This window comes from Hoeflea sp. TYP-13 (assembly GCF_040932035.1).
In the GTDB taxonomy this organism is placed as follows: domain Bacteria; phylum Pseudomonadota; class Alphaproteobacteria; order Rhizobiales; family Rhizobiaceae; genus Hoeflea_A.
In genome coordinates this window covers 287130-310331 of record NZ_JBFRBB010000004.1, presented here as the reverse complement: position 1 = coordinate 310331, position 23202 = coordinate 287130, and the positions used below count along the sequence as shown (strand labels likewise).

At 60.0% G+C, this 23202-nt stretch carries 19 protein-coding genes; 5 read left to right on the top strand and 14 right to left on the bottom strand.

The window, feature by feature from the left end; genetic code table 11:
* Positions 1-10: 10 nt before the first annotated feature.
* The 6 genes from ABVT35_RS21730 to ABVT35_RS21705 form a co-directional block, all read right to left on the bottom strand.
* On the bottom strand, positions 11-1474 hold the full coding sequence (locus tag ABVT35_RS21730) for an aldehyde dehydrogenase family protein (RefSeq protein WP_368469283.1): 1464 nt from the start codon (positions 1472-1474) through the stop codon (positions 11-13).
* A 10-nt stretch (positions 1475-1484) separates the two neighbouring features.
* Positions 1485-3116, bottom strand: a complete 1632-nt coding sequence (locus ABVT35_RS21725; protein WP_368469281.1) for an ABC transporter ATP-binding protein — start codon at positions 3114-3116, stop codon at positions 1485-1487.
* Positions 3116-3985, bottom strand: coding sequence for an ABC transporter permease (locus ABVT35_RS21720; protein WP_368469279.1), 870 nt, complete (start codon positions 3983-3985; stop codon positions 3116-3118). Before ABVT35_RS21720 ends, ABVT35_RS21725 begins: the two co-directional genes overlap by 1 nt.
* Positions 3982-4932 carry an ABC transporter permease gene (locus ABVT35_RS21715; RefSeq protein ID WP_368469277.1) on the bottom strand — a complete coding sequence of 317 codons (951 nt, stop codon included), beginning with the start codon at positions 4930-4932 and terminating at the stop codon, positions 3982-3984. Before ABVT35_RS21715 ends, ABVT35_RS21720 begins: the two co-directional genes overlap by 4 nt.
* 70 nt (positions 4933-5002) lie before the next feature.
* Positions 5003-6493, bottom strand: a complete 1491-nt coding sequence (locus ABVT35_RS21710) for an ABC transporter substrate-binding protein (protein ID WP_368469276.1) — start codon at positions 6491-6493, stop codon at positions 5003-5005.
* A 64-nt stretch (positions 6494-6557) separates the two neighbouring features.
* A complete protein-coding gene (locus ABVT35_RS21705; RefSeq protein ID WP_368469275.1) occupies positions 6558-7850 on the bottom strand; it encodes an acetylornithine deacetylase/succinyl-diaminopimelate desuccinylase family protein in 1293 nt (430 codons plus the stop codon).
* 396 nt (positions 7851-8246) lie between these two features.
* On the opposite strand from ABVT35_RS21705, the gene ABVT35_RS21700 reads away from it, so the two are divergent.
* Positions 8247-8825 carry a LuxR C-terminal-related transcriptional regulator gene (locus tag ABVT35_RS21700; protein WP_368469274.1) on the top strand — a complete coding sequence of 193 codons (579 nt, stop codon included), beginning with the start codon at positions 8247-8249 and terminating at the stop codon, positions 8823-8825.
* 1 nt (position 8826) lies between these two features.
* Here the strand turns inward: ABVT35_RS21700 and ABVT35_RS21695 are convergent, their stop codons facing one another.
* From ABVT35_RS21695 to ABVT35_RS21680, 4 genes are all read right to left on the bottom strand, one after another.
* Positions 8827-9729, bottom strand: a complete 903-nt coding sequence (locus ABVT35_RS21695) for an alpha/beta hydrolase (RefSeq protein WP_368469272.1) — start codon at positions 9727-9729, stop codon at positions 8827-8829.
* A gap of 82 nt (positions 9730-9811) precedes the next feature.
* Positions 9812-10684 (bottom strand): SDR family oxidoreductase, encoded by an 873-nt coding sequence (locus ABVT35_RS21690; RefSeq protein ID WP_368469270.1) that lies wholly within the window; start codon positions 10682-10684, stop codon positions 9812-9814.
* Positions 10685-10696: 12 nt separating this feature from the next.
* Positions 10697-11851, bottom strand: a complete 1155-nt coding sequence (queG, locus tag ABVT35_RS21685) for a tRNA epoxyqueuosine(34) reductase QueG (RefSeq protein WP_368469268.1) — start codon at positions 11849-11851, stop codon at positions 10697-10699.
* 3 nt (positions 11852-11854) lie between these two features.
* The gene (locus tag ABVT35_RS21680) at positions 11855-12547 is read right to left on the bottom strand and encodes a glutathione S-transferase family protein (RefSeq protein WP_368469267.1); all 693 of its coding nucleotides are present in this window, start codon (positions 12545-12547) and stop codon (positions 11855-11857) included.
* A gap of 126 nt (positions 12548-12673) precedes the next feature.
* Between ABVT35_RS21680 and ABVT35_RS21675 the strand changes: the two genes are divergently transcribed.
* Both ABVT35_RS21675 and ABVT35_RS21670 read left to right on the top strand, forming a co-directional pair.
* Complete coding sequence (locus ABVT35_RS21675; RefSeq protein ID WP_368469265.1) at positions 12674-13480, top strand: undecaprenyl-diphosphate phosphatase; 807 nt, start codon at positions 12674-12676, stop codon at positions 13478-13480.
* A complete protein-coding gene (locus ABVT35_RS21670) occupies positions 13473-15485 on the top strand; it encodes a hydantoinase/oxoprolinase N-terminal domain-containing protein (RefSeq protein WP_368469263.1) in 2013 nt (670 codons plus the stop codon). The genes ABVT35_RS21675 and ABVT35_RS21670 overlap by 8 nt, the downstream gene beginning before the upstream one ends.
* 36 nt (positions 15486-15521) lie before the next feature.
* Here the strand turns inward: ABVT35_RS21670 and ABVT35_RS21665 are convergent, their stop codons facing one another.
* The 3 genes from ABVT35_RS21665 to ABVT35_RS21655 form a co-directional block, all read right to left on the bottom strand.
* Complete coding sequence (locus tag ABVT35_RS21665; RefSeq protein ID WP_368469262.1) at positions 15522-16094, bottom strand: L,D-transpeptidase; 573 nt, start codon at positions 16092-16094, stop codon at positions 15522-15524.
* 508 nt (positions 16095-16602) lie between these two features.
* The gene (locus tag ABVT35_RS21660) at positions 16603-17367 is read right to left on the bottom strand and encodes an SDR family oxidoreductase (RefSeq protein WP_368469260.1); all 765 of its coding nucleotides are present in this window, start codon (positions 17365-17367) and stop codon (positions 16603-16605) included.
* Positions 17368-17479: 112 nt separating this feature from the next.
* Positions 17480-18157, bottom strand: a complete 678-nt coding sequence (locus ABVT35_RS21655; protein WP_368469258.1) for a MarC family protein — start codon at positions 18155-18157, stop codon at positions 17480-17482.
* Positions 18158-18387: 230 nt separating this feature from the next.
* Between ABVT35_RS21655 and ABVT35_RS21650 the strand changes: the two genes are divergently transcribed.
* Both ABVT35_RS21650 and ABVT35_RS21645 read left to right on the top strand, forming a co-directional pair.
* Positions 18388-20553 (top strand): malate synthase G, encoded by a 2166-nt coding sequence (locus ABVT35_RS21650; RefSeq protein ID WP_368469257.1) that lies wholly within the window; start codon positions 18388-18390, stop codon positions 20551-20553.
* 43 nt (positions 20554-20596) lie between these two features.
* The gene (locus ABVT35_RS21645) at positions 20597-21319 is read left to right on the top strand and encodes a haloacid dehalogenase type II (protein ID WP_368469255.1); all 723 of its coding nucleotides are present in this window, start codon (positions 20597-20599) and stop codon (positions 21317-21319) included.
* On the opposite strand, the gene ABVT35_RS21640 is transcribed toward ABVT35_RS21645, so the two are convergent.
* Positions 21306-23183, bottom strand: coding sequence for an acyl-CoA synthetase (locus ABVT35_RS21640; RefSeq protein ID WP_368469254.1), 1878 nt, complete (start codon positions 23181-23183; stop codon positions 21306-21308). The genes ABVT35_RS21645 and ABVT35_RS21640 overlap by 14 nt on opposite strands.
* Positions 23184-23202: the final 19 nt, after the last annotated feature.

The following is a 23202-nucleotide window of genomic DNA, read 5'->3' as shown; positions in this document are numbered from 1 at the left end:
CCTCCTATTGTCAGCCGTGATGGGCCGCGACCGTTTTCAGGACTGAAAAGCCATAGAGTGCCTCAAAGCCCTTTTCGCGGCCATGGCCGGATTTTCCGATGCCGCCGAAAGGCAGTTCGACACCGCCGCCAGCGCCGTAATTGTTGATAAAAACCTGGCCGGTGCGAATGGCCCTGGCCAGACGCATCTGGCGTGCGCCGTCGCGCGTCCAGACCCCTGCAACAAGGCCGTAGTCCGTGCCATTGGCGATCGACACCGCTTCTTCTTCCGTATCAAACGGAATCACCACCTGGACGGGCCCGAATATCTCATCCTGGGCAAGCGCATGATCCGGCTTGACGCCAGCGATCAGTGCCGGCGCGACATAGTGGCCGTTTTCGGGAGCGCCCTTGACGACGGCACCCTGCGCGGCAATGTCGAGATTATCCGATACGGCCATATCGAGAAAGCCGGAGACGATTTCCTTCTGCCGCGCCGAAATCAGCGGCCCGACTTCAAGATCATCGGCAGCCGGGCCGACACGCAGAGCACGGTAGCGCTCGGCCATGCGGGCAACAACGTCTTCGTAGACCGCCTTCTGGACCAGAATGCGCGAGGACGCAGAACAGGTCTGACCGGCATTCTGGATACCGGCATTGACGAGGAACGGCAGGGCCTTGTCGATATCGGCATCGTCGAACACGATCTGCGGCGATTTTCCGCCGAGTTCCAAGGTCACCGGAACAACGTTGCGCGCCGCCGAAGACTGAACCAGCGATCCGACACCCACCGACCCGGTGAAGGAAATATGATTGACGCCCGGATGCGCGGTCAGCGCCGCGCCGGCCTCCTCGCCAAGCCCCGGGACGACATTGAGCGCACCCTCAGGAAGCCCAGCCTCATGGGCGATGCGGGCGAAGGTGAGCGCCGTCAGGCAAGCCTCTTCGGCGGGTTTCAATACAGCGGCATTGCCCATGGCAAGGGCTGCGCCGACCGAACGTCCGATAATCTGCATGGGATAATTCCACGGCACGATATGCCCGGTTACACCATGCGGCTCGCGCAACGTGTAGACCGTGTAGCCGTCGAGATAGGGGATGGTCTCGCCGTGGATCTTGTCGGCCGCCCCACCGTAAAACTCCATGTAGCGCGCCAACGCGACGGCATCGTTGCGGGCCTGGGTTAAAGGCTTGCCGACGTCGGCGGCCTCAAGCTCCGCAAGCAGGTCGACATTCTCAAGGACCAGCTCGCCGATACGCGTTAAAATGCGGCCGCGCTCGAGCGCGGTTTTCCTGCCCCAGATCCCATCCAGCGCCGACTGTGCAGCACTGACGGCGTTATCGATGTCGCGTTCCGCGCCGCGGGCGATATTGCCGACGACCTCACCCGTCGACGGGTTTTCGAGCGCCAGCGTCTCACCGCTTTCCGGTGCGACCCAGGCGCCATTGATGAATACCTTTGCCGGGTCGAAACCCAGCCTGTCATTCAGGCTCATTTTAGTTTCCTCAGTCAGTTGCTCCGGCGCGAGCTTCGCGCGCCTTCAGCGCTTCATCGAGAATGGGCGTCGCCGCCAGCAATTCGCGCGTATATTCGTGCTGCGGATCGCGGAACACGTCCTCCGTCAGGCCTTCTTCGACCACCTGCCCCGATTTCATCACCAGGACACGGTCGGTGATGGCGCGCACCACCGAAAGATCGTGTGAGATAAACAGATAGGAGATCGCGAGCCGGTCCGACAGGTCGGCAAGCAGATCGAGGATCTGCGCCCGGATGGAAACATCGAGCGCCGATACGGCCTCGTCGAGCACGATCAGCGACGGTTCGATGATCAGCGCGCGGGCAATTGCGATGCGCTGGCGCTGTCCGCCGGAAAACTCGTGGATGTATTTATGTGCATCCGACGGGCTCAGTCCAACATTCGTAAGGGCTGCATCGATGCGCTGGCGCCTTTCCTCGCGGCCGGGCGGATTGTCGAGGAGGTGGAAGGGCTCCGAAATCAGCCGATCCACGCGGTGGCGCGGATTGAACGAGCTGTACGGGTCCTGAAACACCACCTGGACGCGGCGGCGCATTTCGCGGTCCGGTCCCTCCCCCTTAGTCGAAAAGACACCGCCGTTCAGTTTGATTTCGCCCGATTGCACCGGATCGAGCGCCAATATGGCCCTTGTCAGCGTTGATTTCCCGCAGCCGCTTTCGCCGACCAGTCCGACATTTTCACCACGCCGAATGGCGAGCGAGACATTGTCGACCGCACGGAAGTGGCCGGGTGCCTTGAACAGCGATCGGCGCGGCAGCGGATAATCGCGCACGACACCTGAAACTTCGATGACCGGCTTGCCGCGCTCGGCGAGGTGCACCGGGTTGCGGACCGGAACATGGTTCGATGCCTCGAACAGGGCTCTGGTGTAGGGATGCTTCATGCGGCGGAAAAGGTCGAGCGTTTCGCCGGCTTCGACAACCGAACCGTCTTTCATGATGGTGATGCGGTCGGCCATGTCGGCGACGACGGCCAGATCGTGGGTGATGAGGATCAGCCCCATGCCGTCTTCATCGACAAGCTGCCTCAAAAGCTTGAGGATCTGCGCCTGGGTCGTCACGTCCAGCGCCGTCGTCGGCTCGTCGGCAATCAGCAGTTTCGGCCTCAGCGCAATCGCCATTGCGATCACCACGCGCTGGCGCTGGCCGCCTGACAGGTCGTGCGGATAACGGTCGAGCGGAAACCGGTCCTCCGGCAGGCCGACCCGATTGAGCGCCTCGCGGGCGATGCGTTTCGCCTCGCGGCGCGATTTCCCCGAATGCACCAGGATCGTCTCGGCCACCTGATCGCCGATGGTCTGCACCGGATTGAGCGCCGTCATCGGCTCCTGGAACACCATGCCGATATCGTTGCCGCGAAGCGCGCACATGTCCTTTTCGCTGAACGTCTCGAGTGCGTTATCATCCAGCCGGATGGAACCGCTCCATTCGGCGCCGACGGGAAGCAGCTGCATCAGCGCCATTGCGGTCATGGATTTGCCGGAGCCGGATTCACCGACAACGCCGACAACCTCGCCGGAATCGACCCTGAGATCGACATCGGCAAGAATGGGTGTGCCCTTGATCGACAGCGTCAGCTTTTCGATTTCAAGCAATGCCATCAGCGGGCCCGCCTCAGTTTCGGATCGAAAATATCGCGCAGACCATCGCCCATCAGGTTAAGACCCAAAACCGTGAAGACGATGGCAAGGCCCGGGAAGATCGCAAGGTGGGGTGCGATGTAAATCATCGTTTGTGCTTCAGAAAGCATGCGCCCCCAGCTTGGCAGCGGCGGCTGCGTGCCAAGGCCCACATAGGCAAGGCCGGCTTCGGCCAGAATGCCAAGCGAAAACTGGATGGTTCCCTGCACGATCAGCAAGTTGGTGATATTGGGTAGGATGTGCTCGGCCGAAATATGGGTCTTGCCCTTGCCGGCGACGCGGGCCGCCAGAACATAATCACGTTGCCAGAGCGACAGCGCCGCGCCGCGCGCAAGCCGCGCAAAAACCGGAATATTGAAGATACCGATGGCGGTGATCGCGTTGACGGCGCTGGGGCCGAAGACGGCGGTGATCATGATCGCCATGAGGAGGGCCGGAAACGCAAAGACCAGATCGTTGGTGCGCATGATGATCTCGTCGATCAGGCTGCCATGGCGGGCAGCGGCAAGCAGGCCGAGCGGCACGCCGACGACTATGCCGATGCCCACAGCGACAAGCGCAACGGCGATCGAAGTGCGCGCACCGACCATGACCATGGAAAAGATATCGCGGCCAAAGGCATCGGTACCGAACCAGTGCGCGGCGGAAGGCGTCTTCAGCTTGTCGGCGATGTTGAGCTGGGTAACGTCATAGGGCGTCCAGACGAAGGATATCAGCGCCGCCGCAATGAAAATGAGCGTCAACACCAGGCCGATCATGAAGCTTGGCGAGCGCAGCGCGGCAAAGACCATGCCCATGCGCAAGGACGGTTCGACGCGCAGATCGCTCATGCCCGCGCCCTCCTCAACCTCGGGTCGGCGATCGCATAGGTGATATCGACGATGAATGTGACGAGGATGACGGCAAAGACCAGCAGGAAAATCACGCTCTTGACGACGATGAGGTCGCGTTGGGTGATGCCCTGGAACACCAGACGCCCGAGGCCCGGCAGGAAGAACACGTTCTCGATGATGATCGCACCGGCGAGCAGGAAGGAAAACTGCAGGCCGATGATGGTCAGCACCGGTATCAGCGCATTGCGCAGCGCATGGCGCCAAAGCGCCTGACGCCGGGTCAGCCCCTTGGCGCGGGCGGTGCGGACAAAATCCTCGCCGAGCGTGTCGAGCAACGATGAACGCATGACGCGCGCAAGTATGGAAGCCTGCGGCAGGGCAAGCGCTATGGCGGGCAATGTGAGTGCTTTCATGCCGGCAAAAAAGCCGGCTTCCCATCCCGGAAATCCGCCGGCGGAAAACCAGCGCAGCGAAACCGCGAAGAAAAGCACAAGCAGCATCGCGAACCAGAAATTCGGAACGGCAATACCGAGCTGGGTAACGCCCATGATCGAAACATCGGCTGGGGAATTGCGCCGTGCGGCAGCAATGACGCCGACGGGAAAGGCGATTACCGTCGACAGGATCAGCGCATAGACCGCCAGCGGCATGGAAATCCAGAAACGGTCTGAAATCAGCTCGCTCACAGGCACCTTGTATGTGTAGCTGATGCCGAACTCGCCCTGCAAAAGACCGGTGATCCATTGCCAGTAGCGTACCGGCGCAGACGCATTGAGGCCAAGGCTCTCGCGCAGTGCCGCGACTGTCTCGGGCTCTGCATTCAGCCCCAGCATGAACGAAGCCGGATCGCCCGGCACCACTTCGATGACGAAGAAGATCACAAGGCTCGCGGCCACAAGGCTTAGGGTCAGGGAGACCAGCCGTTTGATCATAAAGGGGAGCATGGAACCGCTTCGTTCACTTCAAAAAGGCAGCGGGAGCCGGAAACCGGCTCCCGTAATCATCTTCCGGGAATCAGTCTTCCCAATAAACGCCGGTCATATCGGCGGCCTGGGTCGGAGCATTTTCCCAAACGCCTCTCAGCTTGGCGTTGACCACTCCCGTATTGGCGAGCTGGAAGAGGTAGCCGTTGACATAGTCGTCGGCAATCTTCTGCTGGGCCGCCTGAAGCAGCTTGTTGCGCTCTTCCGGATCTGTGGAGTTGTTGAGATCGGTCATGATCTTCTGGAATTCCGGGCTGTCATACTGGAAATAGTATTCGGGCCGGGCATAGATGCCGATGTCGAGCGGCTCGGTGTGCGAAACGATGGTCAGACCGTAATCCTTGCCCTTGAAGACCTGTTCGAGCCACTGCGCCCATTCAAGATTGCTGATTTCGGTTTCGATGCCGATATCGCGTAGCTGCGAGGCGATGATTTCGCCGCCGCGGCGCGCATAGGAGGGCGGCGGCAGTTTCAGCGTTGTCTTGAAGCCGTCCGGGTGGCCGGCCTCTGCAAGCAGCGCTTTGGCCTTTTCCGGATCGTAGTTCGACTGGCCGGTCAGATCCATATAGGACGGGTGATGCGGCGCAAAATGTGTGCCGATCGGCGTTCCGTAACCAAACATCGCACCATCGATGATCGCCTGCCGGTCGATGGCATGGGCAATCGCCTGGCGTACCTTGGGATTATCCAGCGGCGGCATCTTGTTGTTGGTCGACAGGATGGTTTCGCCTTCGGTTGAACCGGCAATGACGCGGAAACGCGGGTCGGCGTCGAACTGCGGAAGGTTTTCCGGGGCCGGGAACGGCATGAAGGTGTCCACATCGCCCGCCATGACGGCGGCAAAGGCGGCATTCGGGTCGGAGATGAACTTGAAGGTGACTTTTTCAAGCTTTGCCGGCTCACCCCAGTAATCCGGGTTGCGCTCCATTTCGACCCGGTCGCCCTGGACCCAGTCCTTGAACACAAATGCGCCGGTTCCGACCGGGTTGGTGGCGTTGTTCGCGGCTGTCTCCGGCGACATGATCGCCGCATCGCCCCAGGCAAGGTTGAACAGCATGTTGCCGTTCGGCTTCGACAAGGTGACCTTGACTGTATGCGGATCGACAACCTCAACCGACTCGATATCGGCATAAAGTGCCTTCTGGGCGTTTGTCGAACCTTCCGCGCCGATGCGCTCAAGTGAGAACTTGACGTCCTCGGCGTCCATGTCCGATCCGTCATGGAACTTCACGCCCTTGCGCAGGTTGAACGTGTAAACCTTGCCGTCATCGGAAATGGACCAGGATTCGGCAAGCCCCGGATTGATGCTGCCATCTGGACCGAAGCGGGTCAGGCCTTCGAAGATGTTGGAATATGTGACCGTATCGATCGCTCCTGCCGCACCCGATGTCGGATCGAGATTTGGCGGCTCAAGCTGCGCGCCGACGGTGATGTCGGTTTTGGCGGCAAATGCGGCCGGCGTGAGCGCGGTCGAGACCGCGACGGCTCCCGCAAATGCCAGCGCCCTGAATACAGATGTCATTCTTCTTCCTCCTGTTACGCTTCTCATTTGTTCACCGGACCTTAGCTTTTCGCACTGCGGCATATCAAGCGCCGAGCAGATCCTTCAGCGACAGCGCCATGACCTTGGCCGAATCGACCATATCGTCGACGCCGACATATTCGTCCGGCTGGTGCGCCAGATCGAGAATGCCGGGGCCATAGGCGATACAATCCTTCAGCCGGCCGATACGATCGATATGCTTTTGATCATAGGTTCCGGGTGAAACGACATATTCGGGGCTCTTGTCGAGCACCTTCTCTATTGATTTCGATATCGACTGGACAACCGGCGCACCTTCGTCCGTCATGGTCGGGCTGACGTGCCACAGTTCCTTGATATCGTATTTAAAGCTCTCGCGTTCGGCGCTCACTTTTTCCAGAACATCGATGATTTCCTGGCGCACATCATCCGGGTTTTCTTCGATGATGTAACGCCGGTCGAGCACCATACGGCAGGAATCAGGCACGCACGCCGACGGAAAGCCGGTGAAGCCGGGCTCCGGCTCCGCCTGTCCCCCGTGCATGGAATTGATGTTCATGGTCGACTGCCGCGCACCTTCGGGCACCACCGGCATGGCCGTGTGTTTTTTTGCAAGTGACGGATAAAGGCTGGTTTCGAACTCCTGCAGGACAGCACCCATGTGGCGCACAGCGCAATCGCCCAGAAACGGCATCGAACCGTGAGCGATATGCCCGTGGGTCTCGATTTCCGCCCACCACACCCCGCGATGGCCGAGACACACCCGGTCTTTGTTGAGCGGCTCCGGGATAATGACGTGCTGAACGCGCTCGGGGTCAAAGAAACCCTTCTCGGCGAGATAGGCAACACCACCGTATCCGCCGGTTTCCTCATCCGCCGTGCCGGAGATTTCAATTGCGCCGTTGAAATCCGGGAACGCGTCAATGAAAGCTTCCGCGGCAATGATCGAGGCGGCAAGCCCGCCCTTCATGTCGCAGGAGCCGCGGCCATAAATTTTGCCGTCTATCAGTTCGCCGCCAAACGGGTCGGTTGTCCAGCCATGGCCGACCTCAACGACATCGATATGGGAGTTGAAGTGGACGCAGGCGCCCGGTGCCCGGCCTTCGCGGCGGGCAACGACATTCCAGCGCGGATATTTGTCGCTGTCGCCGGGTGTGCCGAAAGCCCTGACCATTTCGATATCGAATTTGCGTGCCCGCAGCCGCGCGGCCAGATATTCGCAGATTTCGAGATACGCCTCGCCTGGCGGATTGAGAGTCGGAATGCGAATGAGGTCCTGCGTCAGCGCGATCAATTCATCGCGGCGCGCTTCGATCAGCTCCGGGAAGGACGTTTGCCCCAGCTCAACCGCTTCCATTTAGACCCTTTCTTGGCTAGATGGGATCATTTGACCGAAGCAATTTTGGTCGCTGACTAGGCGGGTTGCGCGCCGTGGTGTTGATCCACCACAAGCGGAAGCCAACGAAGTCAGCGGGCAAAATCGCCCGGCCCATTCAGCGTTGTGTTTCAACATGCACATCCTTTCAAGGGTGGCGGACAATCGGCCCATCGGCGTTGTTGCGCCGCTTGCCCGATGCACCACATCGCGCTGCGCGACGCGCCTAGCCGAGTGAACCGATTTTCCGCCATCAAATGTTTCCATCTAACCAAGAAAGGGTCTGCACGAAACCTCTACGCAAACCTGTTGAATTTCAGTACAAGAAACAAGTATTTCCGGGAGACCCCGGTTGTCGCAATACCGTAGGACTACGAATTGGCATCTGACCCGAAACAAGACGACATCGATTATCATTCGCTATGTGATCTGGCTTTCGAACACGCGCCCATCGGGCTAGTGCTGACGGAAAACCGCGTCATCAGGGCCTGCAACCGGACTTTTGCGGAGATATTCGGCTATGAAAAGGACGAGCTGATCGGCCAATCTTTCCGGGTTCTCTATGCGTCAAATGACGATTTCGAGCAGATCCGCGATGTCGGCCTGCAGACCCTGAAGGGCGGCGGCCGCTATACCGACGAGCGCATCATGCCGCGCAAGGACGGAAGTCTCTTCTGGTGCCGGTTCCGCGCCCACAGCCTGACGCCGGACGACCCGCTCTCCAAGACGATCCTGAGCTATGCGGATATTTCAGACCACAGGCCCTATATCGCGCTGTCGGCACGCGAGCGGCAGATCGTCACCCACCTGATGGGCGGCAAGACCAGCAAGGAAATCGCCCGCCATATCGGCATTTCGCCGCGCACGGTGGAGTATTACCGTTCGCGGCTTTTGAAGAAGTTCAATGTCAGCAATGTCACGGAGCTGCTGGCCCATTTGGGCGGTGCGCCGGTTTAGATCACCGGTTCTCCTCGAGCCATTTAAGCGTTGTCGGGATCATCTTGTTGTCGAGCGTATCGGGGCCTGAAAAGGCATCCCAGACGTGGTCCGTGTCGAAAACGACCAGGCTCTCCTTGCCGTCGTGGTAGTTGAGCAGGACCTGCCCGGCTGCCGGTTGTGGCGTAACCAGTGTGTCCTTTGAACCGACAATGACCATCACAGGCCCTGGATATCGCGACAGCGCGGCTGCGGGGCTTGTCGTGGGCAATTCCTGATAGAAAGCGCCTTTCAGCGTGGTATCCACTCCCCAGGGCAGCTTGACCGTATGGGGCGTCTCCGGTGCGCCGGCAATCGCATTCATGACGGTTTCGCTGCCGAACAACGCCGTAAATGTTGCAAGCGGATTGGTGGCGGGCGCCCACAGGATCGTTGACTTGACCTCCGGCCTTTCGGCGACTGCGTGGGTTGCAACAAGGCCGCCCTGGCTCCAGCCGAGGACCGAAATATTGTCCCCGTCGACATCCGGGCTGGTCTTCAGCCAGTCGATCGCCGCAATGGCATCCTTGATCTGGCCGCTAAAGGTCGTGTCCTCCCACTTGCCGCCGCTCTGGCCAGAACCACGGAAATCGATCCGCAGGCTTGCATAGCCGTTTTCAGCCAGTTGCCTTGCCGTGCGTGAAAAGACGCCCTCCTCCGTATCCTTGACCGGGAGTTCGTCGCGCGAGCCGGTAAATCCATGCAGCATGAGGACGACCGGCGCCGGCTTCTCAGCCTGGTCCGGGGTCTCCAACGTGCCCACCACAGTCTGACCGTCGACGCGAAACAGGACGTTCTTTTCCGCGGCGTATCCAATAGCGGCCGATGCCGTCAGCACCAGCAAAGCACCGGAAACGGTGAGCAAATGATTCAGCCTGCCCTTCATTGCAAATCTCCCAAACCTTGATCCCCGGCTTCACGCCAATTCGGGATGTTCGCACAAAGTGCCAAACCGGCCAAGGCCGCTTTCAGCCGCTCCAGTTGCCATCTTTCCACATGGCGGACAGAGCGCATTTGTAGTCGGGATAGCGCAATTCATATCCGCTTGCCTTGAGCCTGGCGTTGGAGACCCGCTTGTTTTCGCCATAGAAGGATCGGGCCATGGGCGTCAGATCGGCGGTCTCGAAGTCGATTTCCGGCGGCGGGGCAACGCCCATCAGTTCGCAGGCGTAAAGCACCACATCCTGCGGCGGGGCCGGCAGGTCGTCGGTCACGTTCCACAACCCTCCGGCTTCCTTTGCCATCAGATGCGCGGCAGCGCCGGCGATATCGTCGACATGGATGCGATTGAACACCTGGCCGGGTTTAACCAGGCGGCGCGCGGTGCCGTTTTCGATCTTTACGAACGGATTGCGGCCCGGCCCGTAAATTCCTGAAAGCCGCAGGACCGCGACAGGAATGCCGCCTTTCTTCGAAGCGGCCAGCCATTGCGCTTCGGCTTTTGCCCGCCACACGGAGCGTTTGGAGACGGGACAGCATTCGGATGCCTCATTGACCCATTCCCCCTGATGATCGCCATAAACGCCAACGGTGGACAGATAGCAGGCCCATTCGAGGTTCGGCATCAATGTCCGCAAATCGGATCCGGCAAGCTTCAGGATGGAATCGCCATCTTCACCGGGCGCAATGGACTGAACGAGATGGGTAACGTCGACAAGTGCGCTTTTGACCTCTTCGGACAGGGATTCGCCATCGAACAGGAACGGTATCAGGCCCGATGCCTCCATTGCCTGAAGTCCCTCTTGCGAGCGGCCTGTTCCGCCCGCCCATGTGGCGTTCTTCACCACCTCCCGTGCGATGGCCTTTCCCGAATAGCCGGCTCCAAAGACAAACAAACGCATGGGCGCGATCCTTTATTGCTTTCCGACAGCCATATGCCATTCATGCCGGACCGTGTCATCCGGCTCTTCTGTCGCATTGTCCTTCAAACGCAGGAAATCTTCATGGCCAAGCAGCCGCGACAACGCCCACACTGCCGCACCGCGAACTTCCGCGCTGTCATCGGACAGACAGTTGCGGCAGGGATCGATCAGTGCCGGATCCGCGGAATTGCCGCAGGCGATCAGCACGTTGCGCAGGAACCGGTTGCGGCCCGTGCGTTTGATCGGCGAGCCTGAGAACATCGCCCGGAATGCGGCATCGTCGAGCTTGACGAGATCGGCAAGCGCCGGGGCTTTCAGGTCGTCGCGCGCCCTGAGCTTGGCTTCACGTGCATCACTGGCGAACTTGTTCCAGGGGCAAACGGCAAGGCAATCGTCACAGCCATAGATGCGGTTGCCCATTGCCGGCCTGAATTCCACCGGGATCGGGCCCTTGTGCTCTATGGTGAGATAGGAAATGCAGCGCCGCGCATCGAGCTGGTAGGGCGCGGGAAAGGCATTTGTCGGGCAGATGTCGAGACAGGCGCGGCAGGAACCGCAGCTATCCGTCCCCGGCCTGTCCGCCGGCAGTTTCTCGGTAGTGAAGATCGAGCCAAGGAACAGCCAGGAGCCGAACTCGCGGCTGACGAGATTGCTGTGCTTGCCCTGCCAGCCAATGCCAGCCTGCTCTGCCAGCGGCTTTTCCATCACCGGCGCAGTATCGACGAAGACCTTCACGTCGCCGCCGGAGCGCGCCGCGAACCGTCCGGCAATGCCTTTCAGCCTGCCCTTGATCAGATCATGGTAGTCGCGGTTCTGGGCATAAACGGAAATCGCAGCGCGGTCCTTTTGAGCAAGCACATCAAGCGGATTGTGCTCAGGCCCGTAGTTCATGCCGAGCATCAGTATGGAGCCGACTTCGGGCCACAGCGTGCGCGGATCACTGCGCCGGTCTTTGGTCTCCTGCAGCCATTGCATGGTGCCGTGGCGGCCGTGCTTCAGGTAAGCATCGAGCGCTGCAGGGGCTTTGCCGGCGATTGCCTCGGGGCTGACAACCCGGGCGACATCAAAGCCGGCTGACCGCGCCTCCTCGACCAGAAAGGCTTTCAGCCTTTCCGCTTTGGACAGGGATTGGCGGGGTGCAGACATCGCTCAAAAGTCCAGATCCGCATAGTGCGAAACGGGGGAAATCCTGCTGACGCGGTCGCCAAGCAGCGGCCGCATGCAGGGCCGCGACTTGATGCGCTGATACCAGTCCTTGGCATGCGCCGTTTCGCCCCATTTGATCTCGCCGAGATAATCGAGCGTCGACAGTGCACCGGCGGCGGCAAAGTCGGCATAGGTCAGTTTCTCGCCGGCAAGCCAGTTGCGATTGGCGGCAAGCCAGTCGAGATACCGCATATGCTGGCGGATGTTTGCCCTTGCCGTGCGCAAAGCCTTGGAATCAGGCGCCCCACCGCCATTTTCCTTAGGCATGAGCAGCTTGAAGACCCTTTCGCGCACCAGATACCGCGTGACGTCCTGCTCCATCTTGATCAGGAACCAGTCGACGAGCCTGCGTACTTCTGCGCGTTGCAGTGATTCGTCCGGCAAAAGCCGCATATCGCGTTTGAAGACGCCGAAATTCTCATCGATGAATTCGGCGACGACCCCGGCTCCGCAGATGGCATGGAGCGAATCATCGACATATACGGGAAGCGTCGCCGCCGGATTGAGTGCCAGAAAGTCGCGCCGCTGCTCCCATGTCCGCTCCTCGATCAGATCGGCTTCCATATCGTATTCGCTTAGCACCAGCCGGATAAAGCGGGACGCAGCGGACATCGGGTGATGATAAAGGGTCGGCATTCGTTGCGGGTCTTGTTCTTCGTTGCGGAATTGCCGGAATTTTCTGGAAAACCCCGGTGATTCAGCTATAGGATTTCGCACGAAACAAGACAAGCGCGGCAATTTCGAAACAAATGGGTTACTTTGATGGCTGAACAGACGATCATCGGCGCGCTGTTGCTTGGACTGCTGGAGGGCCTGACGGAGTTTTTGCCGGTATCGTCGACCGGGCACCTGCTTCTTGCCGGGCATTTTCTCGGCTTCAAGTCACCCGGCAACACGTTCGAGGTTCTGATCCAACTCGGCGCGATCCTTGCCATCCTGTCTGTCTATTTTTCAAGGCTGTGGGAGCTGGCGGTTTCGCTGCCAAGCGACGCACGCTCCCGGCGCTTCGTCTTTTCCATCATCCTTGCCTTTCTGCCCGCTGCCGTCATCGGGGTTCTCGCGCACGGTTTCATCAAGACGGTGCTTTTCGAAACGCCCATGCTGATCTGCATCGTCCTGATCCTCGGCGGTTTCATCCTGTTTGCCGTCGATCGGCTCAAGCGACCGCCGCGCTATACCAATGTGATGGATTTCCCGCCGTCACTTGCATTCAAGATCGGCGTTATTCAATGCCTTGCAATGATCCCCGGCACCTCGCGCTCCGGCGCAACGATTGCCGGCGCGCTTTTACTGGGCGCCGACAAGCGCTCTGCGGCGGAGTTTTCATTCTTTCTGGCGATGCCGACAATGGCCGGTGCATTTACCTACGATCTCTACAAGAACTACGATAAGCTGTCAGCCGACGACGTTTCGATCATCGCTGTCGGTTTTGTGGCAGCCTTTGTCGCTGGCGTGTTTGTGGTACGCACCCTGCTCAATTTTGTATCAAGGCACGGCTTTACGCTGTTTGCCTGGTGGCGCATCGTGGTCGGAACTGCCGGGCTCATCGGCCTTCTAGTCTTTGGATGATGATATGTTTCTGGGCATCGATACGGGCGGAACCTATACGGACGCTGTCTTGTTCAGCCATGAAGACGGCGTTGTCGCCAAGGCAAAGGCGCTGACGACAAGACACGATCTTGCCATCGGCATTGGCGGGGCGGTTTCAAGCGTGCTTGATCAGCGCGGTGCAAGCGCGCAATCGATCGGCCTCGTATCATTGTCAACGACACTTGCCACCAATGCGCTCGTCGAAGGCCAGGGCGGGCGTACCGCGCTGATCATGATCGGTTTTGCGCCCGAGGATCTGAAACGCGACGGGCTGTCCGAAGCCCTTGGCGGCGATCCCGTGATCTTCGTGCCCGGCGGGCACAATGTGCACGGCAAGGAAACTCCGCTCGACACGGCGCCGCTGGAGGCTGCCATCGAGGCGCTCAAAGAAGACGTCGCAGCCTTTGCGGTTGCCGGCTATTTCGCCGTGCGCAATCCGGCTCACGAAATCGCGGTACGCGATTATCTCCGCGACAGGACGGGGCTGCCGGTCACATGCAGCCACGAACTTTCGACAAGGCTCGGCGGGCCGCGGAGGGCACTGACGACATTACTCAATGCGCGGCTCGTTGCCATGATCGACCGGCTGATCGACGCAACGGAAGGCCACCTTAACGAACGCGGCATCGACGCGCCGCTGATGGTCGTGCGGGGCGACGGTGCGCTGATTGCATCCGATGTCGCCCGGACCCGTCCCATAGAGACGATCCTGTCGGGACCCGCCGCGAGCCTTGTCGGCGCGCAATATCTGACCGGCATGAGCGACGGCGTGGTGTCGGATATCGGCGGCACGACCACCGATGTCGCCATTTTGGAAGACGGATTACCAAGACTCGATCCTGACGGCGCGGTGGTTGGCGGCTTTCGCACCATGGTACAGGCCGTCGCCATGCATACCTATGGCCTCGGCGGAGATTCGGAAGTTCACATCGGCGATACCGGCCTTGAGACAAAACTGGAGCTGGGGCCCCGCAGGCTGATGCCGCTCAGCCTGGCCGCTCATATCGATCCTGAGCCGGTCATCGAGGCGCTGAAGCGCCAGCTCGACGCCGTGCATCTCGGCCGGCTGGACGGGCGATTTGCGTGTCTCACCGGCGTGCCGGCACGATTTGCGGCCGGTCTTCAACAAAAAGAAAAGGACCTCTTCAGCCGGCTTACCGACAAGATCGTGCCGCTCGACAGGCTGCTGACCGCAACACCAGAGCGGGCAACACTCGACAGGCTGGTTGCGCGCGGTCTGGTCCATGTAGCAGGTTTCACCCCGTCGGATGCCATGCATGTTCTCGGCCGACAGGGCAACTGGAATGCCGAGGCCGCACAGCTTGGCGCACAACTGCTTGCCCGCCGCAAGAACGGTGCGGGCAACCCGATCGCGGAAAGCGCCGATGCGATTGCCGAGATGACCGTCGACCGGCTGACGCGGCAATCATGCGAGGTCATCCTTGCAGCTTGCCTTGCCGAAGAAGGCGAAACGCTGATCGATGCCAAAAAATCGCACTCCGTGCACCGTGCGCTTGAGCGCGTGCACGGCATCGTCAAATTCTCGCTGACCCTGGACCGGCCGCTGATTGGCCTCGGCGCGTCGGCGGGCAACTACTATCCGGCGATTGCGGAAATGCTTGCTTCGGACAGCGCCATTCCTGAGGACGCTGATGTTGCCAATGCCATCGGCGCGGTCGTCGGGCATGTGCGTGCTTCCGTTACGGTATTCGTGACGTGCCCGCAAGAGGATGTATTTGCCGTCAACGGCGCGGCGATCAGCGAACGTTTCCTGTCGGAAGACGAGGCGATGGAGCGCGCACGCGATATCGCACGGGAAGCAGCGATGCGCGAGGCCGTTGACGACGGTGCGGACGAGCCAGTGCTCACCGTTCGAGAGACAGTAAAGGCGCCGGAAATTGAGGGCATCCGCACGCTCGTCGAAGCGCGCGTGACGGCAACGGCAGACGGACGGCCGCGCGTTGTGCGGGATTCCGGCCAATAAAAACGGTGAGCCGCAAGCGACCCACCGGTTCGCAATTCAAAGCACAACGACTTTTGTTCCCAGGGGCACCCGCTCGTAAAGATCAATGACGTGATCATTGACCATGCGGATGCAGCCATTGGACACGGAGCGGCCGATCGTATCGGGCCGGGTCGTGCCGTGTATGCGATAGTAGGTATCGCGGCCGCCACGGTAGAGATAAAGCGCCCGCGCGCCGAGCGGATTATTGAGGCCGCCCGGAACACCGTTTGCGTAACGGGCGTATTTATTCGGTTCGCGGCGGATCATATTGTCCGTCGGGCGCCAGCTCGGCCATTTAGCCTTTCGCTCGACGGAGGCAACGCCGCGGAAAGCCAGTCCCGCCTTGCCGACGCCGACGCCGTAGCGGCGGGCCCTGGTGCGCGATTGGACCAGATAAAGGAAGTGGTTGCGTGGATCGACGACGATGGTGCCGGCTTCATAGCCGGAAAATCGAACCGATTGCGGCCGATAACGCGGAGCGACCTTGAAGTTCTTGTATTTTGCAGTGTGGTGCGCAATGGCCGCATCGGTTTTGTAGGCCACCGCTATGGCGACCGGTGCAAGCAATAGGTTGCGTCTGCTGATCATGGATCTGTTCCCGTTTCATTGACGTTTGACGAGCGGGGCGCGTGGATCGCATCCCCGGTTGACGGCGTCAGATGATTGGCGGTCGCAGTAATCTGTGATTTCCCGGCGAGGCTGCCATTAGCGGTTCAGCCATGGTTTGTACGGACCGGGGCGCGGCAAACTGAATATCGGAAAGGACCGGCAGATAGGTGCAGTCAGCCTTGCAGGGCGCCTTCCTTGCCAGGCGCTGGAGCATTGTTTTCGTACAGCAGGTGTCGCGCAGCCCCGTCATGACGGGTGTTTTACCGGGTTCGTAACTTTGCGCCTGCGCCGGATATCCGTCCGCCGCAGCCTCGGCAGGTCCGGTTACCGCGGCTAACTGAACCACGGACAGTGCGCATACTAAAAGAACAACAATTACTCCCCTCATGCCCGATAATTAGCGCAAATCGGGCCGGGATTCCACATCGGCCCGGTCACGCCCGCGTGAGTGATGCGTGACCGGGTTCATTGCAGAGAGCCTCTCTAATCAGGTCCGGTTGATCGAGACGCCGCCATCAACGGAGACAGCGGCCCCGGTCATGAAGCTCGAAGCGTCCGAGGCGAGGTGAAGCACCGACTGCGCGATCTCAAGCGGGCTGGCGGTGCGCTTGAGCGCATGCAAGCCTTCGACATAAGCTTTTGTCTCCGGCGTATTGGCGACGACAGCGCCCATCGGCGTATCGGTACCGCCTGGAAGCACCGCATTGGCGCGAATCCCGTAGGAGCCGAATTCGGCTGCCAGCACCTGCATGAGCCCGATCATTCCCGACTTGCTTGCCGCATAGGCCGTCATACCCGGAAACCCGACCGAATGACCGACAAAGGTCGAGGTGAAGATCAGTGAGCCGCCGCCGCGCTCAATCATTGCCGGCACCTGGTATTTGGCGCCAAGGAATGCGCTTGTCAGGTTGGTATCAAGCGTTTCGCGCCAGCCTTCGAGCGTGATTTCGTTGACAGGCCCCATGGCGCCAAGGGTGCCGGCATTGTTGAAGGCTATGTCGAGACCGCCATATTTGCCCGTTGCCAGATCCACAAGCGCCTTTGCATAGGCTTCGTCGCGGACATCGCCCGCCAGGGCGACGGCCCGCCCGCCGCCGGCGGATATTTCGGCGACCAGCCCTTCCAGCTCCGCCTCCCGCCTTGCACCGATGACAACATTCGCCCCTTCCTCGGCAAAAAGGCGCGCTGATTCCCGGCCAATCCCCGAGCTCGCACCCGTGACGATGGCCGTTTTTCCGTTCAGACTATCCATTGATCGTTCTCCTTTGTCTGTGGAGACAGATCTAGGAGAACAATTTGCACGCCGCTTCCCGATAATTGCCCGGCAAATTACGGGGCGTCGTCAAGTGGGACCGGCCGCAATTCTAGTTGCCGGATGCGGCCTTTGCGGCATCTACGAAATGGTGCTTATAGGCGTCCACCGCTCCGTTCAGGACCATCTCCACGGCAACCGCAACCAGGATGATGGCCATGATGCGTGTGACGACGCTGATTGTTGTGTTTCCGAGCACCCGCGAAATCGGGTCCGCAAATACAAGGCCGAGCCAGACGAGCAAGCTGATCAGAAAGATCACGGGGACCATTGTGACCAATTCGCCGCCATCGCTGAGCAAATGGGCAAAAAGGATGATGGTGGCAAAGGAACCCGGTCCGATCGTCAAGGGAATGGAGAGCGGCACGACGGCAATATCACTGCCCTTTTGATGCCCTTCGTCCTGCGCCTTTGCATCGCCCGCGCTTGAATCGTCCTGCAGCATCGACAGGCCGATCAGCAGTACAATGATTCCGCCGCCTATCTGGAACGCCGGCACGCCGATGCCAAAGAAATTGAGAATTTCCTCACCGATGACCACGGCGATCGTTGCCGAGACAAAAACCGTGATGGCGATGATGTTGGCCGTGCGCCGGCGCTCGGCCTGCGAATATCCCCTGGTCATGCCAAGGAAAATCGGAATGCCGTAGAGCGGATTGATCAGGGCGATCAGTGCGGCGGCGAATTTGAGAAACAATTCGGTCTGAAACAATCCAAGCAGCGAATCCATGAAATCGTCCTGATCTGCGAATCATCTGTGTTGCGGCCAAATATGAATGGTCCGTTCAAAAAACGGAATTGGAAATCTGCTATCCACGCTCACCGTAAATATGCTCTTGGATCGCCGCATCTTTTCCAAATTGGAAAAAATCTTTCTCATCTTTGATAAATTGACAGCAAATCCCACCTTGTGGGAAGGAAATGCCATATTTTTCGCCGAGGCATTCCAAGGAGCGCAATATGGCTGCGGTCGACGCATATGGTCTGAAGATCGATCAGGATCTGCACAAATTTCTCATAGAAGAAGCCCTTCCCGGCACCGGTGTCGAAGCCGACGCCTTTTTCAAGGGGTTTTCGGATCTCATTCACGACCTGTCACCGCGCAACCGCGAACTGCTCGCCACCCGTGAAGCAATGCAGGAAAAAATCGACGCCTGGTACCGCGAAAACGGTGCGCCGTCCGACCTTGAAGCCTATAAGGGCTTTCTGCGCGAAATCGGCTATCTGCAGCCCGAAGGCGATGCCTTCAGCATCACCACCGACAATGTCGATCCGGAAATCGCCGCAGTTGCCGGGCCGCAGCTTGTCGTGCCGGTCATGAATGCGCGTTACGCCCTCAACGCCGCCAATGCGCGCTGGGGTTCGCTCTATGACGCACTTTACGGCACCGACGCCATTTCCGAAGAAGACGGCGCCGAAAAAGGCAGCAGCTACAACGCGGTGCGCGGCGGCAAGGTCATCGCCTGGGCACGCAATTTCCTCAACGAATCGGCACCCATCGATGGCGCGTGGGAAGATGTGCGCTCCCTTTCGGTCGACAATGGCGAACTAGTCATCACACTGATCGATGGCGGCAAGCGCGGGCTCAAAAATCCGGCACAGTTTGCCGGATACAATGGCGATACATCCGCACCGCATGCTGTCCTTCTAAAGAAGAACGGCATGCATCTCGAAATCGTCGTCTACCCGGAAAGCGCAGTCGGCCGCGACGATGCGGCGGGAATTTCCGATGTCATCATGGAGTCCGCACTGACAACGATCGTCGACTGCGAAGATTCCGTTGCCGCCGTCGATGCCGAAGACAAAATCATCGTCTACCGCAACTGGCTCGGGCTGATGAAGGGGGATCTTACCGAAGAAGTCGCCAAGGGCCGGGGCTCATTCACCCGTCGTCTCAACAGCGACCGCGAATACAAGAACCCCGCCGGTGAAACGATCACCCTGCCCGGCCGTGCCCTGATGCTGGTGCGCAATGTCGGTCACCTGATGACCAATCCGGCGGTTCTCGACCGCGATGGCAATGAGGCGCCTGAAGGGCTGCTGGACGCCATGATCACCGGTCTTATCGCCCTTCATGACATTGGCCCCGAAGGCCGCCGCAACAATTCACGCGAAGGTTCAATGTATGTGGTGAAACCGAAGATGCACGGGCCCGAGGAAGTCGCCTTTGCGTCCGAGACCTTTGCCCGCGTCGAGAAGATCCTCGGCATGGCCCGCAACACGATGAAAATGGGCATCATGGACGAGGAGCGCCGCACAACCGTCAATCTGAAGGAGTGCATCCGCGCCGCCAGCGAGCGGGTTGTGTTCATCAATACCGGGTTCCTCGACCGCACCGGCGACGAGATCCACACCTCGATGGAAGCCGGTCCGATGATCCGCAAGGCCGACATGAAGCAGGCACCGTGGATCACTGCCTATGAAGACTGGAATGTCGATATCGGCCTTGAATGCGGCCTTTCTGGCCACGCCCAGATCGGCAAGGGCATGTGGGCGATGCCGGACCTGATGGCGGCGATGCTGGAGCAGAAGATCGGTCATCCGAAGGCCGGCGCGAACACCGCATGGGTCCCCTCACCGACCGCCGCGACGCTACACGCAACGCACTACCACAAGATCAATGTCGCAGAGGTGCAGGTAAACCTGAAATCCCGGGCACGCGCCAAGCTGAATGATATTCTATCGGTGCCGGTTGCCGAGCGCCCCAACTGGACGCCGGAAGACATTCAGCGCGAACTCGATAACAACGCGCAAGGCATTCTTGGCTATGTTGTGCGCTGGGTCGGACAGGGCGTCGGCTGTTCGAAGGTTCCGGACATCAACAATGTCGGCCTCATGGAGGACCGCGCGACATTGCGCATTTCGGCCCAGCATATGGCCAACTGGATGCATAACGGCATCGTTGCCGAGGATCAGATCATTGAGACCATGAAACGCATGGCAACCGTGGTGGACGGCCAGAACGAGGGTGACCCGGCCTATCGCAACATGGCCGGCAATTTCGACAATTCCATCGAATTCCAGGCGGCGCTCGAACTTGTGCTGGAGGGCCGCGTACAGCCGAGCGGCTATACCGAGCCGATCCTGCACCGCCGCCGCCGGGAACTAAAGGCTGCGCTCGCCTGATATGCTATAAACGCCCTTCCGGATCGGCAGGAGGGGCAATGACATGGTCGGCAATGTGAAGGCGGTCCTGTTCGACACCTTCGGCACGATCGTCGACTGGCGGGGCTCAATCGCCAGAATGGGTGAAGAGCTGGCTTTGGACAAAAATATCGAAGGCATCGACTGGGATGCCTTTGCCCGCGCCTGGCGCGCCGGTTACGTGCCCGGTATGGCGAAGGTGCGCTCCGGCGAGCGGCCATGGATGTCGGTGGACGACATTCACCGCGAGCGACTCGAAACCATTCTGGTTGACTTCGGTCTGGACGGTGTCTTCAGCGAAGTCGAAAAGGCCGATTTAAACCTTTTCTGGCACAGGCTCGATCCGTGGCCGGACAGTCTGCCCGGCCTTTTGCGCCTGAAGCGCGATTATCTCATTTCACCACTTTCCAACGGCAGTCTCGTGCTTCTATCGACAATGGCTAAGCGGGCGGGCATTCCCTGGGACTTTGTCCTGTCCTCAAGCACATTCAAGGCCTATAAACCAGACGCCGCTGTCTATCTCGGAGCAATCGAGATACTCGATCTCGAACCCGGCGAGGTGATGATGGTCGCCGCGCATAATGACGACCTGGCCGCCGCCCGGTCGCACGGAATGCGCACCGCCTATATCAACCGGCCCTATGAATACGGCATCGACCAAAGCGTCGATTTCGAGGCGGACAGCGATTGGGATGTCATCACCGATTCCATCACCGGCCTCGCCGACGAGATGGTTAGTCCAAGCTGATTTCCAGTGGCAACGGCTCAAGCCGCACCCCGATCGCCTCACGCGCGGGCGCGTCGGTATTCGCCGGCAGTTTGACGATGACTGTGAGTTTCCCGTCCGCTGCCTGAACCGCTTCGACAGCGGCCTCTGCGGCCAAACCCGTTGCTGCAAGCACATCCCGCACCGTGTTTTCTGCCGCCATGCGGCGCAGTTCCGGCTTGAAGATCTTGCCGACATTTGTCATCGGCATTGCCTTGATGATGCTGACGGATTTCGGCTTTGCGGGCGGCTCGTCAACCCGGTCGCATGTCCAGTCCAGCAAGGTTGTTTCTCCCGGATTATCCGCGCACGGCATCAACACCGCAAAGGCGACGGGCAACTCGCCGGCATAGGCATCCGGCGCGCCGACCGCGGCGCAAAGCTGCACTGACGGGTGGGAACCGAGCGCGTCCTCAATCACCTTGGGGTCGATGTTGTGGCCGCTGCGGATGATGAGATCCTTCGACCTGCCGGTCAGATTCAGCCGGCCATCGTCGTCCATCCAGCCGACATCACCGGTCGCCAGCCAGCCGTCTTCAGTAAATGCTTTTGCCGTGTCCCTTTCGTCGAGAAAGCCCGGAAACACGTTCGGCGCCTTGAAAAGGATCATGCCGTGTTCGCCGGGCGGCAGGTCGCGGTCCGTCGGCCCTCCATTTTCATCGAGCGCAACGATGCGCGTTTTGGAATAGGGGATCGGAAAGCCGACGCATCCGGCGGGGCCGCGCACGCCGGGCGGGCGGATCGAGCTGATGCCGGCCATTTCAGTCATGCCGAGGCTTTCATGCACATGCAGCCCGAACTGTTTTTCGAACCGTTCGGCAAGCTCCGGCGGCAATATGGCCGCACCGGTGCGGCAGTAACGGATCGAGGAGATGTCGATGCCTTCCGTCGGCACATTTGCAAGCGCGGCCAGAACCGTAGGCACCGCCGACAGGGACGTCGCGCGGTATTTTTCGGCTATGCGCCAGTAATTTTCCCGCACCTGCGGATTGCGCAGCAGCGTCGTTGTCGGGATGACGATCTCGACGCCGGCCGACAAAGCCGTCAGCGAGGCCGGCAGGACACCGGCCACGTGAAACAGCGGATAACCGTTGATGCTGACATCGTCGGGCGTCATGCCCTGAAGCTGGACGCTGGCCCAGGCGGTGAAGACCTGGTTGGCGTGGGTGTGCATGGCAAGCTTCGGCGCGCCGGTGGTGCCGCCGGTATGAAAATAGGCAGCAATGTCGCCCGGCCCGATGTCGCGGCCGCTGACCAGCCGGTCCGCCGGCTGTCCTTCAAGCAAGGTCTGGAAATCGCCGTCGCCGTCATGGGCGGGTGGGTGGTCTTCATCGTGGGGCGCGACCCTTATCACCTTGAGACCCGGCACGCGCTCGCGCAACGCCATCGCCTTATCCCAATAATCCGCATCATCCTTTGCGCCGTAGGCGACAAGGATTTTTGCCCCGGCGGTCACAATCAGATCGTCCAGCTTGTCGAGCGTCAGCAGCGGATTGAGCGGCTGGACGATACCGGCTGCCTCCGCGCCCCACAGGACAAGATGATATTCAAGACAGCCGGGAAGCAAGGCGGCAACGGCATCGCCCTTTTCGACACCGAGTTCGTGGAAAAGATTGGCCGCGCGGGTGATGCCCTCGAACAGCTCCCGATAGCTCAGGCGCAGCGGTGCGTCTCCGGGATCTCCGGTGCGCAGGAAGGTCAGCGCCGTCTTGTTGCCGAAGGCACGAGCGGATTCGGCAAATATTTCATAGGTGCTGTTGACCGCGAAGGCGTCTTCAAGCGGCGTTTCTTCAAGCCGCCTGATATCGGCAGTGCTGCGGATCGGATGCGATGGAGCAAAGGGCATGGGAACCTTGTCGGATTTT